10 protein-coding genes are annotated in these 13,617 nt (G+C 61.3%); 1 reads left to right on the top strand and 9 read right to left on the bottom strand.

The genetic code is table 11. The features are described 5' to 3' along the window. Positions 1 to 8: 8 nt before the first annotated feature. From I6E58_RS02975 to I6E58_RS02965, 3 genes are all read right to left on the bottom strand, one after another. Positions 9 to 977, bottom strand: a complete 969-nt coding sequence (locus tag I6E58_RS02975) for a carbohydrate ABC transporter permease (protein WP_129072343.1) — start codon at positions 975 to 977, stop codon at positions 9 to 11. Next, the gene (locus I6E58_RS02970) at positions 974 to 2,107 is read right to left on the bottom strand and encodes a carbohydrate ABC transporter permease (RefSeq protein WP_129072344.1); all 1,134 of its coding nucleotides are present in this window, start codon (positions 2,105 to 2,107) and stop codon (positions 974 to 976) included. The genes I6E58_RS02975 and I6E58_RS02970 overlap by 4 nt, the downstream gene beginning before the upstream one ends. 64 nt (positions 2,108 to 2,171) lie before the next feature. After that, positions 2,172 to 3,503: an ABC transporter substrate-binding protein gene (locus I6E58_RS02965; protein WP_197130242.1), complete on the bottom strand. Its 1,332-nt coding sequence runs from the start codon at positions 3,501 to 3,503 to the stop codon at positions 2,172 to 2,174. Positions 3,504 to 3,764: 261 nt separating this feature from the next. Between I6E58_RS02965 and I6E58_RS02960 the strand changes: the two genes are divergently transcribed. Further along, on the top strand, positions 3,765 to 4,478 hold the full coding sequence (locus tag I6E58_RS02960; RefSeq protein WP_231595129.1) for a DUF981 domain-containing protein: 714 nt from the start codon (positions 3,765 to 3,767) through the stop codon (positions 4,476 to 4,478). 20 nt (positions 4,479 to 4,498) lie between these two features. On the opposite strand, the gene I6E58_RS02955 is transcribed toward I6E58_RS02960, so the two are convergent. From I6E58_RS02955 to I6E58_RS02930, 6 genes are all read right to left on the bottom strand, one after another. Then, positions 4,499 to 5,557 carry an ABC transporter permease gene (locus I6E58_RS02955; protein ID WP_197130239.1) on the bottom strand — a complete coding sequence of 353 codons (1,059 nt, stop codon included), beginning with the start codon at positions 5,555 to 5,557 and terminating at the stop codon, positions 4,499 to 4,501. Next, a complete protein-coding gene (locus I6E58_RS02950; RefSeq protein ID WP_197130236.1) occupies positions 5,554 to 6,510 on the bottom strand; it encodes an ABC transporter ATP-binding protein in 957 nt (318 codons plus the stop codon). The genes I6E58_RS02955 and I6E58_RS02950 overlap by 4 nt, the downstream gene beginning before the upstream one ends. Before the next feature lie 100 nt (positions 6,511 to 6,610). After that, the gene (gene cysE / locus I6E58_RS02945) at positions 6,611 to 7,180 is read right to left on the bottom strand and encodes a serine O-acetyltransferase (RefSeq protein ID WP_197130231.1); all 570 of its coding nucleotides are present in this window, start codon (positions 7,178 to 7,180) and stop codon (positions 6,611 to 6,613) included. Positions 7,181 to 7,234: 54 nt separating this feature from the next. Then, positions 7,235 to 8,173 carry a cysteine synthase A gene (gene cysK / locus I6E58_RS02940; RefSeq protein WP_197130228.1) on the bottom strand — a complete coding sequence of 313 codons (939 nt, stop codon included), beginning with the start codon at positions 8,171 to 8,173 and terminating at the stop codon, positions 7,235 to 7,237. A gap of 179 nt (positions 8,174 to 8,352) precedes the next feature. Then, the gene (locus tag I6E58_RS02935; protein ID WP_231595128.1) at positions 8,353 to 12,543 is read right to left on the bottom strand and encodes an ExeM/NucH family extracellular endonuclease; all 4,191 of its coding nucleotides are present in this window, start codon (positions 12,541 to 12,543) and stop codon (positions 8,353 to 8,355) included. Positions 12,544 to 12,797: 254 nt separating this feature from the next. Beyond that, positions 12,798 to 13,616 (bottom strand): PaaX family transcriptional regulator C-terminal domain-containing protein, encoded by an 819-nt coding sequence (locus I6E58_RS02930; protein ID WP_197130222.1) that lies wholly within the window; start codon positions 13,614 to 13,616, stop codon positions 12,798 to 12,800. Position 13,617 lies beyond the last annotated feature (1 nt).

Here is a 13,617-nt window from a genome sequence, read left to right as displayed (position 1 = left end):
TCGACTTGCTACCCCTTCGTCGAACCCGCGAGCAGTCCGCGCACGAAGTAGCGCTGCAGTGCGAAGAACACGAGCAGCGGCACAAGGATCGAGATGAAGGCACCGGCGGTCAGCAGGTTCCAGTCTTGACCCCGGCTACCGGTGATCTCCGCCAGGAGTTTCGTCATTGGAGCGACGCGTCCGTCGGCAAACACCAACGCCACCAGAAGGTCGTTCCACACCCAAAGGAACTGGAAGATCGCGAACGAGGCGATCGCCGGCATTGTCAGCGGAAGCACGATGCGGAAGAAGACTTGGCCGTGACCAGCGCCATCCACTCGTGCCGCTTCGATGAGCTCGGAGGGGATCTCGGAGACGAAATTGTGCAGCAAGAAGATCGCGAGCGGAAGCGCGAAGATCGTGTGCGCTATCCACACTTGAGAATAGGAGTTGGAGGCGTTCAGGCTGGAAAAGAGTTCGATGTCACCGATCGAGAGCCCGCGAGAGAACAGGCTCAGCAGCGGAACGAGCGCCATTTGCAGCGGAACGATCTGCAGCGCGAAGACCCCGATGAAGATCCAATTGCGTCCCGGGAACTTGATCCACGCGAATGCGTAGGCTGCGAGGCTGGCGATCACGAGGGGGAAGATCGTGGCCGGCAGTGTGATGGCGATCGAGTTGATGAACGCCCCGGCGAGGTTCAGCGTGCTGTTTCCGGCCGCCAGAACTTCCGTGTAGTTATTGAGCGTGAACCCGGGGTTTTGGAAGATCGTCCACCAGCCGTTGCGCAGAATCTCCTCCGGCGGGCGAAGGGATGACACGAAGAGTCCGAAGGTCGGCGTCGTCCAGAGCACCGCGATAACGAGCGCGGCGATAGTCGCCCCACGGCTCGTGAGGCGCTTCTTCGTGCGCTTGGCGGCTCCGTTTTTCTCGCCGCGCGCCAGTTGTTTTTTCGCGTTCTTGTCGAGCGGAAGCTTGGCGGGCACTGTCGCGGTCATCGGATCTCCCTCTGCTTAGCGATCTGTCTCGCGTTGTACACGACAATCGGCAACACCATCACGAACAGCACCACGGCGAAGGCGGCAGAACGACCAACCTCGAAGCCCTGCCACTGCGAATACATCTCGTTCGCAATAACGCTGGTCTCGTTCGCCCCGGCGGTCATGGTGCGCACGATGTCGAAGACCTTCAGCGAGGCAATGGAGATCGTCGTGAGCACAACCACGAGTGAGCTCCGGATGCCCGGCACGGTCACATTGATAAAGCGCTGCCAGGCGTTGGTGCCGTCAAGCTCCGCGGCCTCCAGTTGCTCGGCGGGAACGCCCTTGATCGCTGCCGACAAGATCACCATGGCGAAACCGGTCTGAATCCAGATGAGCACGACGATGAGGAAGAACGTGTTCCACGGGGAATTGGAGATCCAGTCGACCGGTTGCCCGCCCATCCAGACCACAATCTGGTTGAGCAAACCAATCTGCTCTTGCCCTTCGGGGCGCACGGCGTAGACGAAGCGCCAAATGATGCTGGCACCCACGAACGAGATTGCCATCGGCATGAAGACCAGAATCTTGAAGATTTTCTCGCCGCGCGATTTGTCGATGAAGACGGCGTAGGCGAGGCCGAAGATCGTGGACACCGTCGGCACGATCAATACCCACACGACGGTGTTGAGAACGGTGCGGATGCCGGTGTCTTGCGTAAAGATCCAGATGAAGTTCTCGAGGCCAACGAATCGCGTTCCGCGGCTGTTCATGAACGCTTGAATCGTGGTCTGAATCGTGGGGTAGATGAGGCCGATCGCCAGCAGGAATACCGCGGGGCTCATGAAACCGACGAGCTGGAACAAGTAGCCAGCGCCCTGCTTGGAGCGGTAATCGAGAAGGAAGAAGAGGCCGCCGAATACAGCTGCTGCGGCGGCAGCCCACAACACGGAGCCGAGGGCTAGAAAGATAAGCGCGGGGAATAAGACACAGGCCGCTGCACGAATGATCGTGTATTTACGGCCGCTGCGTGGAGCAATCTCGATGAAGAAGATCAGCAGCGCGATCACCGCAAAGAACGCCAGAAGCACAAGCGGGATCTGCGCCAGCGAAGGGAGAGTGGCTATCCACGAGAGAAAAGCTGACATGAGCGACCTTTCGAGTGTGGGCTGGAGCATCGCTGCTCCAGCCCACGTTCAGTTATGAACAGTTCTACTCAGAGGGCCACGAAGCGTCAATGGTCGAGAGCACTTCTTCTGTTGACTTGCCGTTGACCCAGTCGACCATTCCGGTCCAGAACGAACCAGCGCCCACAACACCCGGCATGAGGTCGGAAGCGTCGAAGCGGAACGTCGTGTCAGGGTTCTGCAGAATCTCGATAGCCTGCTGCAGGATGGGGCTGCTCGCGTTGGCGGGGTCGAGGCCGTTGTTGGCGCTGCTGCCTCCACCGAGAGCTACGCGAGAGTTTGCCCACTCGGCGCTCGACAGGTATTCCTGCACGGCGATGGTCTCTTCATCGTTGGAGAAAGCTCCGACGATTTCGCCACCACCGGTGACGGCGTTGCCGCCAGCTTCAACGGACGGGGTCACGAAGGCCCAGATGTCAGCATCCGGTCCCACCGTGGCATTTCCGTTCTTGGGGTCCTGGATGAAACCGTCGAAGAAGGATGCCTGGTGGTGGAGCGCACAGGTTCCGTCGCCGAGAGCGCGGGCCGGGTCACCGAACGGCGTGGAGTTGATCGACTTCACGTCACCGAAGCCGGCATTCACGAAGTCAGGGTTGAGAAGAATGTCTCCGACCGAATCAAAGGCCGAGACGATCGCGGGATCGCTGAACGGAATCTCATGCGAGACCCACTTGTCGTAGGTGTCAGCCCCAGCTTCGCGCAGCACAAGGTCTTCGACCCAGTCAGTGCCGGGCCAGCCGGTAGCGGCATCCGAACCGAATCCAGCGCACCACGGTGCGGTTCCGGTTTCGTCGGCGATGGTCTGCGTGAGAGCCAGTAGGTCGTCCCAGGTTTCAGGAACGTCAACACCCCACTCGGCGAATTGCGATGGCGAATACCACACGAAGCCCTTAACGCTGGCCATGAGGGGCGCACCGTAGAGGGTGTCTCCGGTGGTGCCGTACGCGGCCCAGTCTTCTGACCAGTACTCAGCGACGTTGGCGGCGACACCCTCGGGTGCCGGCTGGATGTAATCGCGCGAAGCGAGGTCGCCGAGAAGGCCGGGCTGCGGGAAGATCGCGATGTCAGGGGCATTGCCACCCTGAGCGCGGATGCTGATCTGCGCTTCGAACTCTTTGCTCGACTCGTACTGGATGTCGATGTCGTTCTCTTCTTCCCAGTCGGCCCAGGATTCTTCGAGAAGTTCCGCTTCAGTGTCGGCGATGGTGCCGTAGATGGTGACTACGCCATCCGCTTCACCCGCATCGCCGGGGCCACCGGTGCCACTGGTTCCGGAGGCGCAGCCCGTGAGAACCATGCTGGCCACGCCGAGAGTTGCGATGGGCACTAGGGCCCGCCGAAAGTTATGGGAAATCATACAAATCCTCCTCGTCGAGGTTTGCCCGCAGACCGAGCAGCGTGCGGGGGAACAACTGCAGCTCTGAACTCACCCGCTTGTGGAGATCAAGAGAGCGTGTTCATGACTCACGCTAGGTCACGCGCGCACCGTTATGCAAGCGCTTGCGCTACAGAGTTGTCTACCGCAACCGGAATGAGACCTGAGGCCTGCGACCGCGTTGCACTTAACGGCAGAATGGGCAACTTTGACTAGTACCGAGGTGAGGTGTTAACTGGCGATATGGATCAAGGATTAGTAATCGACTGGACGCAAATGCCGACCTACAACACGATCATGGCGGTGGCTGCCGGTGCAGGCCTGCTCAGTCTCGTGTTGTTTGCTCGCAAACTCATGGCCGGAACCGACGTGGAGTTCCGAGGGTATGCCGTGAACTTCGGAGTCTTGGGCGTCATTCTCACCGTGACTGGCGCACACATGACGTTGACGTGGCCCTTCGCGGCCTACTTCCCCTTCGACAACATCATCTTCGGCGAGCCCAGCCTCGCGTTCGGCGTGCTGCTTCTCGCCGCAAGCTTTGTACTCTGGCGTCGCGCATCCGTGCTCGAAGAATCCAAGGATGCCGCCCGCGCGATCGCTCGCACCGCTGAGCCTCTCGGCGTTCTTATCTTCGGTCTCGGCCTTGCCCTCGTAGCAATCGCGTTCGCCGGAGTGATCTTCCAGCTCTTTGCGGCCCCGCCCGAGGAGCCCATTTCTGGTGCATTCGCCGAGTGGCCCTGGGTTGAAGCGATCTTCATGTCGGGCCTCTTCGCGCTCGTCGGCCTCGGAGCACTGCTGTTCCCGTTTGCCACCCGCAGCTTCGCCGTCCGCAGCGCTCCCACCAAGGTTCAGTGGGTTACGGCTATCGCCCTTGCTCTCGGCGGAGTCGCATTCCTGCTGTTCGGCGCGCTCAACTTCTTCACCCACATCGGCCTCATCGTTAACACGATGGGCTAACCCCGCGAGGGCCGCGTCGTCTAGGCGATGCGGCTACCGCGGCTCAGCTTTGCCGCCGGAGTCTTGGTTCGAGCCCAGGCGCCGATCAGCAGCGCCCCAGCGAGCACGAGATAGGTTGCGAGACCCACGGCCCAGCTCGGAGTGGTGGACTCCATTACGCTACGTGCGGTCGGGGAATCGGGATACTGATCGAACTCTCCGACGACGCAGGTGTTGGCGTAACCGTAGTCCTGCGGAATTTGAGCCATGCGGGTGGTCAACTTGAAATAGCCGAAAAGGTCTGTCGGCTGATCGTTCGAGTCGTATGTCGTCGGCACGGCATCCGCCAAAATCACATAGGGGTTTGCCGCGAGCGCACCCCAGAACAGGTCGAACCGTGGCGTTTGGTAGTCATATTCTTCGGGCTCCGAACACGAAATTATCTTGCCGGAACTGTCGTATTCCATGCCGTAGCTTGCGGTCTGAGTCGCGGTAGTTTGCAGTGCCAGCCCGCCAAGAGTGAAGGCGATAATCGTGCCAACGCTCAGCGCCGCTACGACCAGATACGTCACGACGATGGAGAACAGCGGGCGCGACAGGAGCCCCGAAAGCCCCACTCCGACCGCGGCAACGACGCCCAGTTCAACTGCAAGCACGACGATCGACACGATGATGGTGCTCGCGCGAAGCTGGCCAGCAAGAGCTGCGTAGACGAGGAACGGGATAGCGGCCGCCAAAAACGCGAGCGCCGTGATCCAGGCTGAAAGAAACTTGCCCACGATCAGTTGGCCGGTGGTGATGAGCGTCACTTGAGTGGTGGCGAGAGTGCCGGCATCCCGATCGCCATTAATCGCGTTGCCGCTCAAGGCAGGTGCCACGAGCGTACCCAACAGCAGAACGAAATAGATGACGGTGGAGTACACCCCCGCGGCGCCGTTGTCTACGCTGCCGAATCCGTAGAGGGCGAACGACAGCAGTACCGTCACGATCAAGATGAGCGCGACGAAGACGGCAAGAAGGATGTACCAGCTCCTCGTACGCACGCGCTGGCGAAGCGAGAGGGAAAGAATCACTCCGACGCCGGAGATGAACGGGCTCATTTGCTTTCCGCCGAGCTCAAGTCGATAAAGGCATGTTCGAGATCGCCCACAGCGGGCGCAAACGTGCTGATCGCAACGCCTGCCCCGACCAGTCGAGCAAGAAGTTCGGATGCTGCCGCTTCGCCGTCGATCGCAACGAGCAGGTCAGTACGATCGGTCGCAATCGCTTCATCCGCGATGCCGTCCGCAATGAGTGCTGCCCGCAGCGCCGCCACGTCGCTCGAGCGGATGCGCCAGGGTCGAGCCGTGGCGCGACTGCGCGCCAGCGCCTCCGCCGATGCCGTGACGCCCTTCGATAGGTAAACGGCGCCATCCGCCATTTCATCGAGTTCGGAAAGAACATGACTCGAGACGAGAAGGGTCTTGCCCTCGGAGGCAAGCCGACGGACGAGGGTGCGTAGATGTGCGCGCGCCACCGGGTCTAAGCCCGAAGCAGGCTCATCGAGCAACAGCACTGCAGGGTCATGCACGAGTGCACGGCCAAGACTGAGCCGTTGCTTCTGCCCTCGCGAGAGAACGCGGGTCGGGCTGTCGGCGAGATCGCCCAAATCAACAAGCGTGAGAATTTCCGCTGCTCGAGCCGCCGCCGTGGATTTGTCCATCGCGTACATGCGCGCCGCGTAAGTCAAGGTGTCGCGCACGCTAATCGTCGCCCACGATCCCAGCACGTCGGGCATCCACCCCAACCGCGAACGGACCTCGGCCGTCTCACCGAAGGGGTCGTAACCGGCGATGCGGATGCTGCCGGCATCCGGCTTAAGCAACGATGCCAGCATGAGCATGAGCGTGGTCTTGCCCGAACCATTGGGACCGATGAGGCCAGTAACCGTTCCGGGCACGGCGACGAAACTTGCATCTCTAACCGCATGGACATCACCGAAGGAGCGAGCAACATTCGTGACGACGATGCCGCCAACTTCGGGATCAGCGGGCAGCAGCTCTGTAGTCACCATAACGCTGAGCATAACTTACTGTTGCGCCAGATCGTGAGTACCTTGGTCGCCTCCGTCGATGACGGACTAGCGGGCTGCTAGATGTAGATCGCGGGGTGTTTTAGATGTAAATCGCGGGGTCGGTGTAGCCGAAGTCGTCGACGGGGGCCTTGGTGCCGCGCTTCGGGCGCGCGACCGCGGGAGCTCCGACGAGGAGAGAGTCGGCGGGAGCATCCGCTACGACAACGGCGCCAGCACCCACGACGGATCCGGAACCGATCGTGATGTTGCCCAGGATCGCGGCACCCGCGCCCACAACGATGTCGCTGCCGAGCGTGGGGTGGCGCTTGCCGCCCTCCGAGCTCGTGCCGCCGAGAGTTACGCCGTGATAGATGAGAACGTCGTCGCCCACGATGGCGGTCTCGCCGATAACGACACCGGAGCCGTGATCAATGATGACGCGGCGGCCAAGTTCGGCGGCGGGGTGAATCTCTACGCCCGTCAAGAAACGAACGTACTGGGAGACCACGCGGGCAAGGAAGAATGCCCGCGCGGTCCACAACCAGTGTGCGAACCGGTAGCCCCACACGGCGTGCATTCCCGAATAGGTCAGCCAGATCTCGAAGGAGCCGCGGGCAGCCGGGTCGCGCCGGCGCACAGCAGCAATGTCTTCACGAGTTCGAGCAAACAATAGGGAGATCCGTCGTTAGTGGTGGTTAGCGATCAGCGATTGAGGCGAAACGTCTTAGTCGACGAGGTCTTCGTACAGAAGAGTCGACAGGTAGCGCTCACCGAAGCTCGCGATGATCACGACGATGGTCTTGCCGGCGTTCTCGGGGCGCTTGGCCAGTTCGAGAGCGGCGTGAACGGTTGCTCCTGAGGAGATACCGGCGAGGATGCCCTCTTCGGCAGCAAGGCGGCGAGCCATGGTGACCGACTGCGTGATATTGACGTCGAGAACCTCGTCGTAGACATCGCGGTCAAGAATCTCGGGCACGAAGTTGGCGCCGATTCCCTGAATCTTGTGCGGGCCAGGAGCGCCGCCATTGAGGATGGCCGACTCTTCAGGCTCAACCGCGACGACCTTGATCTCGGGGTTCTGCTCCTTGAGGAAGCTACCCGCACCCGTGATGGTTCCACCGGTTCCGATGCCGGCAACGAAGATGTCGACCGTTCCGTCGGTGTCGTTCCAGATTTCGGGGCCCGTGGTGGCGTGGTGAATGGCGGGGTTGGCGGCGTTCGCGAACTGGCGAGCGGCGACAGCACCCTCGGTGTTGGCAACGATCTCGGCAGCCTTCTCAACTGCGCCGCGCATACCTTCGCCGGCGGGGGTCAGAACCAGCTCGGCACCGAAGGCGCGCAGCAACATGCGGCGTTCCTTGCTCATGCTCTCGGGCATCGTGAGTACAACGCGGTAACCGCGGGCAGCACCAACCATGGCGAGTGCGATGCCGGTGTTACCACTGGTGCCCTCGACGATGGTGCCGCCGGGCTTCAAGGCGCCGGCCTTCTCAGCGGCGTCGATGATCGCAACACCGATGCGGTCCTTAACGCTGGCCGAGGGATTCTGGAATTCAAGCTTCGCGAGAACCGTAGCGCCAGCACCATCCGTTACTGAGTTCAACTGAACCAGAGGAGTGTTGCCGACAAGTTCGGTGACGTTCTTATAGATACGACTAGCCATGATTCAGGGGTTCCTTCGCAGGTTGGAGATCGATGGGAGCTTGCTCACCATAGTTAGTAGCAATCAGCGGGCCAACTTTATTTCATCAATCTGGAAAATTCTGTAACAGGCGCAACGCGAAAGAGGGCCCCGCAGCGCGGGACCCTCTTCGCATTATGTGGCTAGCTGCCGGGTGTTATCTAGAAGACGAACACCAGTCGGGGGAAGCTAGAGCTCGACTCCACCGTGTCGTTACCGGAGTATTCGACCGTAATGAAGTGGATACCACGGCTGAGCTTCGGCAGCTTCAGCGAGGCATTGCCGCGCTTGTCTACCGTGCTCGTGCCGACGGCGGTGCGACCGTCATAGAAGGTCACCTCGCCAGCGGTCGTGCCATCCTTGCCGACCGAGACGCTGGCATCCGCCGTGACGGAGCGGTTACCCCAGACGAACCAGGAGGAGAGGCTCGAACGAACACTGGAGGAGATCTTCTCCACCGATTGCGCGTCGGACTCAGCCACGCCATCCGCGTATCCGTCTTTGCTTGCAGTCACCTGCACGCTCAGTTCGGTACCGATGTCGTCGGTCGTGATGCGGTAACGGCTGTCGGTCGCATCAGTGATCGGCTGACCATCGCGCAGCCACTGGTAGCTGTAGTCCGGTGACTTCACGCTCCAGTTGCCGTTCGTGGCCTTGACGGTCTTGCCCACCTGAACGTTGCCGCGGATGCCCGGGGCCTTCGTGTTCTCGATGACCTCAGCCGTGGTCGCAACCTCGATCGGAACGACAACAGCGGTATCCGTTCCCGGAACCGTGACGGTCAGCGCGAGCGTGCCCGAAGGTACGCCGGCGGGGATCGTAACGGTCACGCTAGCGCGACCCTGCTCATCCGTGGTGTCGACGATGGTGCGGTCGATCGTTGCCGAACCGAGCACGTCGCCATCAACCGAAACCTCGACCGTGGTGGCGTCTGAGCCGCCGCGGCTGAAGGTGAGCGACGAGAGGTCGAGGGTGACGTCGTCTCCGGGGTTGTAACCGTCGGCATCCGGAGCCGAAACAACAGCACCGATGGCGCGCTGTTCGAGCGGCGGGTTAGCAACCGTGTTCTCTTCGAACCACTCGACCATGGACTGCAGGTCGACGCGGCCGCTGTCGGCGCGATCCGTACCCTCGGCAAGGGTGGCGAAGTTGTCGCCACCGGCTGCGAGGAAGGAGTTAGCGACCACCGTGTAGCTGGCTGCAACATCCACGGCGACACCGTTGAGGTACATCGCGGTCACTCGCTCACCCTGCGCTGCGGCGGGGTTGTACGAATACGTGAGCCCCTCCGAAACACCGAGCTTGAGGAACGGACGCTGGGCGCCAGCGGGCTGCCACTGCTCTTCGAGCACCGACTTGATCTGAGCACCCGTCAGCGACATCGTCGTGAGCGTGTTGCCGAAGGGCTGCACATTCGCGGCCTCGCGGTACGTGACGTTGCCATCGGGGTCATTCTCATTCGAGGACTCGTACACGAGGTCGGTGCGCAAACCACCGGGGTTCATGAACGCGATCTCGGCATCTGAATCGGATGCTGCCCAGAGCTGAACGTCAGCAACAAAGTTGCCGAGGGTCGACTCTCCACCGCGGTTCTCGGGGAACGGCGCTGCCGCCGTCGGAGTCTGCACCGCACGGTACATGCTCTCGGAGATCTCACCGACTGAAGCGTTGCCGAGTTCGGCAGCCGCTGCGGTCGCTTCGTCGACGATTGCCTGCACTGCAGCATCCGGCTCGAAGCCCTCGATCGGTAGAACCTCAGCGTCGAAGTCGATGATCTCCTTCGTGGCCGGGTCGACGTTGAGGTCGAAGTGACCGTAGTACGAACCGTACTGGCCGGCAGAAATCACCAGGCGCGGGTCATCCATGCCGTCGACCGCAATCTCGTGGTCGTAGGCCAGGTGAGTATGTCCAGAAACGATCGCCCGAATCTTGGGGCTAACGTCGGTGACGATCTGACCAAATGCCGAGTCATCCATCGAAGCGGCGATATCAGTGGATGCCGCACCTTCGTGAATCAGCAGCACGAGAACGTCTGCTTCACCATTGGAGTCGTCTCCATCAGTGAGATAGTCCGCTACGCGGTCAACTTCTTCGACAACTCCGCGAACTTCGAGCGAAGCGATTCCCTCGGGGCTAACCAACTCGTTGAGGTCTTCGGTGATCGCACCGATGAAGCCAACCTTGACGCCCTCGAACTCCTGAAGGAAGTACTCGTCGTACGCGGGAGCGTTGGTCTCACGGTCGTAAATGTTCGCCGCAAGGTAAGGCCAGTCGGCGGCATCCAAGATGCGGTCGTCGACATCGGCACGGCCCTGGTCGAACTCGTGGTTACCGAACGAACTCGTGTCGAGTCCGATTTCGTTGAGCACGTCGATCGTGGGCTGGTCGTTCTGGATGAACGAGGTAAACGTCGTGGCTCCGACGAAGTCACCGGCACCGACGAACGTGGTGTTGGGGTTCTGCGACTCCCACGAACGAACCATGCCCGCGAGCATTGCTGCGCCGGGGATGCCGCTGCCCGCTTCGATACGACCGTGGAAGTCGTTCGTGGTGAGAATCTCGATCTCGACCGGCGCAGCCTCAGTGCTGAGGCCAATGCTGATCGGGTCGTGGTCGCTCGAACGGAAGACCGTTCCCGCTTCAGCGGCACCGAAGGCGTAGCCGCGGTCAGACCACTCGGGCGAGTTGATGTTCCAGACAGCAGCATCAGTCACGTGCTCAGCGAGCGAGGGCGAGACGATGATGTGGTCGAGCGACCCCAGTTCACCATCAAAGCTGTAGGTGTACTCGTTGTCGCCTTCAGCGGCGAGAGTGTCAACGAAGCCGGCCTCGGTGAAGACCTGGATAGGGTCTTCTTCGGAGTAGGCGTTGAAGTCACCAAGAAGAACGACATTCTCGCTCTTGGTCTCGTCTGCAGCGATCGAGTCAACGAGGTCCTTGACGGCGTTCGCTTGTTCAACGCGTTCCACGTTGAAGTAGCCCTGGCCATCGGTCGGCTCGGTTCCCGAACCACCCTTCGACTTGAAGTGGTTAGCAATCACCGTGATGAGCTCGCCGTTCGACTCGAAGGTTTGAGCGATCGGCTCGCGCGCGATGTCCCAGACGGTCTCGTCAACCTGCGTGAAGCTGTCGCCCGCAGGGGTGACCGCAGCAGGCTTGAAGATGATCGCGTTCGTGATGAAGTCGGTGATCGCAGCATCGTTGAGCGCTGCAGGCGTGCGAACGTAGTCCCACGTTCCTGCCCCGGCAGCAGCATTGAGCGCACCGACGAGATCCATGAGCGCTTCGTCGAGGTTTCCGCCCAGCTTGATGGAGTTTTCGATCTCCATCAGGCCGACGACATCCGCGTCGAGCGAGTTGATAGCCGCGACGATCTTCGACTGCTGGATAGCGAACTCTTCAGCAGTGGCAGCGCCACGAGCATCCGAATCTTCGCTCTTCAGCGTGGTGAAGTAGTTGTAGACGTTGAAGGCCGAAACCTTGAAATCGCCGCCGACAACAGGCGCCGATTCTTCACGCGGGTTCGTGGACTCGAATGTGGGGCGGTATTCCGCCGGGCTCGAGTCGTTGATGGCGATGGTCGGCTGCAAACGCCAGTCGTCGAAGCCATAGCTGAGAACGTACGGGTTTGCGGGGAACTCAACGGTGTCACCGTTGCGCACGACAGAGTCGGCCGAGAAGTACGGCTGCTCACCGGGGTGCGAGCTCGACGAGATCTGGCTGCTGTAGCCGTCATCGAGGAAGATGCGGCTGGCACGGTTAGCGGCGGCGATCGCATCGGCGTCGGCTCCGGCATCCGTAGTCTCGGTGCTCTTGACAGCGAGCTCTTCTGGGCTGAGCCAGAGGGTGCCGTAGTTGTACAGCTGGTGGCTGGAGCTCACGAGGTAGTCGCCGGTGGGAGTGACGAGCATCGACTCAAGGGACTCGCGGTCGGAGCCAACAACGCTGGCGTCGAGAGCGGATGCCTGAACGAGGTCAGCCGGGTCGAGGTCAGCTGCGGCCGTGACCAGTTCGACTGCAGAGACCGAACCGAGCTGAGTCAGCCCGAAGTACTCGTCGACGGTGCCGGTAGCGGTGACCTTGTCTCCGAGAGAGACGGCGGGGTTCGCGCTGCCGAGATAGACAAAGATTCCATCGGAGGCGCCCGGCGTGGCATCGGTTTCGCCACCCGATCCCGGAGTCTGGATGACGATCCCGCGGTAGCCAGAAGCCCCACGGTAGTCAGCGGTGACAACGCCCTCGACGGTGACGGTGTTGCCGACCATGGTGCTCGCGGCGGAAGTGCCTTGAACGTCGGCGATAGTTGCTGTTACTTCGGCGGCCAGGGCGGCCGGAGCTGTGATTGTGGTCAATGCGATAGCGCACGACGTGGCAAGAGCCCCGATCGCGAATCGCAGTGGCCGGCTACTTCGTGGATGCATAGCGGGCAGTCCCCTTATGAATAGTGAAATCGGCGGTCTACCCCCAATAGGGGTATGACAGACGATAGCCGCGCACACAGCTCATTCCAAGGTTTTAAACGGATTGCTCATGTGCGCGTAACCCATTGTTATTGTGCGCGGTTGATCAGTGTCGCGTGCGTGCGGCGCGGGAGGGAGGGGCGAAGCTACCTTCCGCTGGAGCGGGCGAAAGCGTGGGCCCGCGCCGCGAGCGAGCGCGAAAGGCGGCCGAAGAGATCGAGGCTCGCTTGCCCCGGCCAGTCCGCGGGAAGCGCCGAATTCGGTAGCCCGGGGTCGAGGTACGGGATGACCCTCCACTGATCCAGCGCGTGGATGTAACACGCAAAGGCTTCGGCGTCGCTCGACGCGGGGCCGACGAGAGCGGAGTGCTGCGCGAGAAAGCGGTCGTGTAGTTCACGTAAGCGGTCTAAGTCCCACCACTCGGCTGCGGCATCCGCAAACGAGCGATTTGCTTCGGGGCGACCGGCGATAAAGAGCGTCGCGCAGTCGCTGAGATCAAGGTCGTTGAGGATGCCCAAGACCTCTGTTTTGAGATGGGCGGGGCAAATCCACAGCCCGGTCGCGACGGTGCCACAGCCGATCCAGCCGAGACGACGCCGCAACTGGTGGCGGGCATCCCGGCGCGACTCCGGGATGGAAAACGAGATGAGACACCATTGGTCAGCTTCGCGCTGCTGGCGAAAGTTGAAAATGCGGCGATCGCCACTCTCAAGCATCGGCACGGCTTCGAGGTTCACCCGATAGCCCTGCTGGCCGAGCGCCATTTCTGGCACAAGGAGCCCCTTGGATTTCACTCGTGCGATGGCGCTGCGAGCGCCATTGGCCGGTACTCCCAGCGCCTCGAGAATGCGTACGAGATGCGCCGACGAGATCCAGCCCCCGAGCTGACGCAGCTGCGAGCCCACAAAGGTGCGCAGTAGCGAGGTCGCACTCCCCGGGCGGGAGTCGAAGTCATCCAGAATCACG

This window comes from Salinibacterium sp. SWN1162 (assembly GCF_015864675.1).
In the GTDB taxonomy this organism is placed as follows: domain Bacteria; phylum Actinomycetota; class Actinomycetes; order Actinomycetales; family Microbacteriaceae; genus Rhodoglobus.
The sequence above is the reverse complement of the archived record's forward strand: the minus strand, read 5'-3'. Positions and strand labels throughout refer to the sequence as shown.

Excerpts from the sequence above, each read along its gene's own strand:
- I6E58_RS02955 (WP_197130239.1), bottom strand. The coding sequence starts at position 5,557 with ATGAGCCCGTTCATCTCCGGCGTCGGAGTGATTCTTTCCCTCTCGCTT.
- I6E58_RS02965 (WP_197130242.1), bottom strand. The coding sequence starts at position 3,503 with ATGATTTCCCATAACTTTCGGCGGGCCCTAGTGCCCATCGCAACTCTC.
- cysK (WP_197130228.1), bottom strand. The coding sequence starts at position 8,173 with ATGGCTAGTCGTATCTATAAGAACGTCACCGAACTTGTCGGCAACACT.
- I6E58_RS02950 (WP_197130236.1), bottom strand. The coding sequence starts at position 6,510 with ATGGTGACTACAGAGCTGCTGCCCGCTGATCCCGAAGTTGGCGGCATC.
- I6E58_RS02970 (WP_129072344.1), bottom strand. The coding sequence starts at position 2,107 with ATGTCAGCTTTTCTCTCGTGGATAGCCACTCTCCCTTCGCTGGCGCAG.
- I6E58_RS02975 (WP_129072343.1), bottom strand. The coding sequence starts at position 977 with ATGACCGCGACAGTGCCCGCCAAGCTTCCGCTCGACAAGAACGCGAAA.
- I6E58_RS02960 (WP_231595129.1), top strand. The coding sequence starts at position 3,765 with ATGGATCAAGGATTAGTAATCGACTGGACGCAAATGCCGACCTACAAC.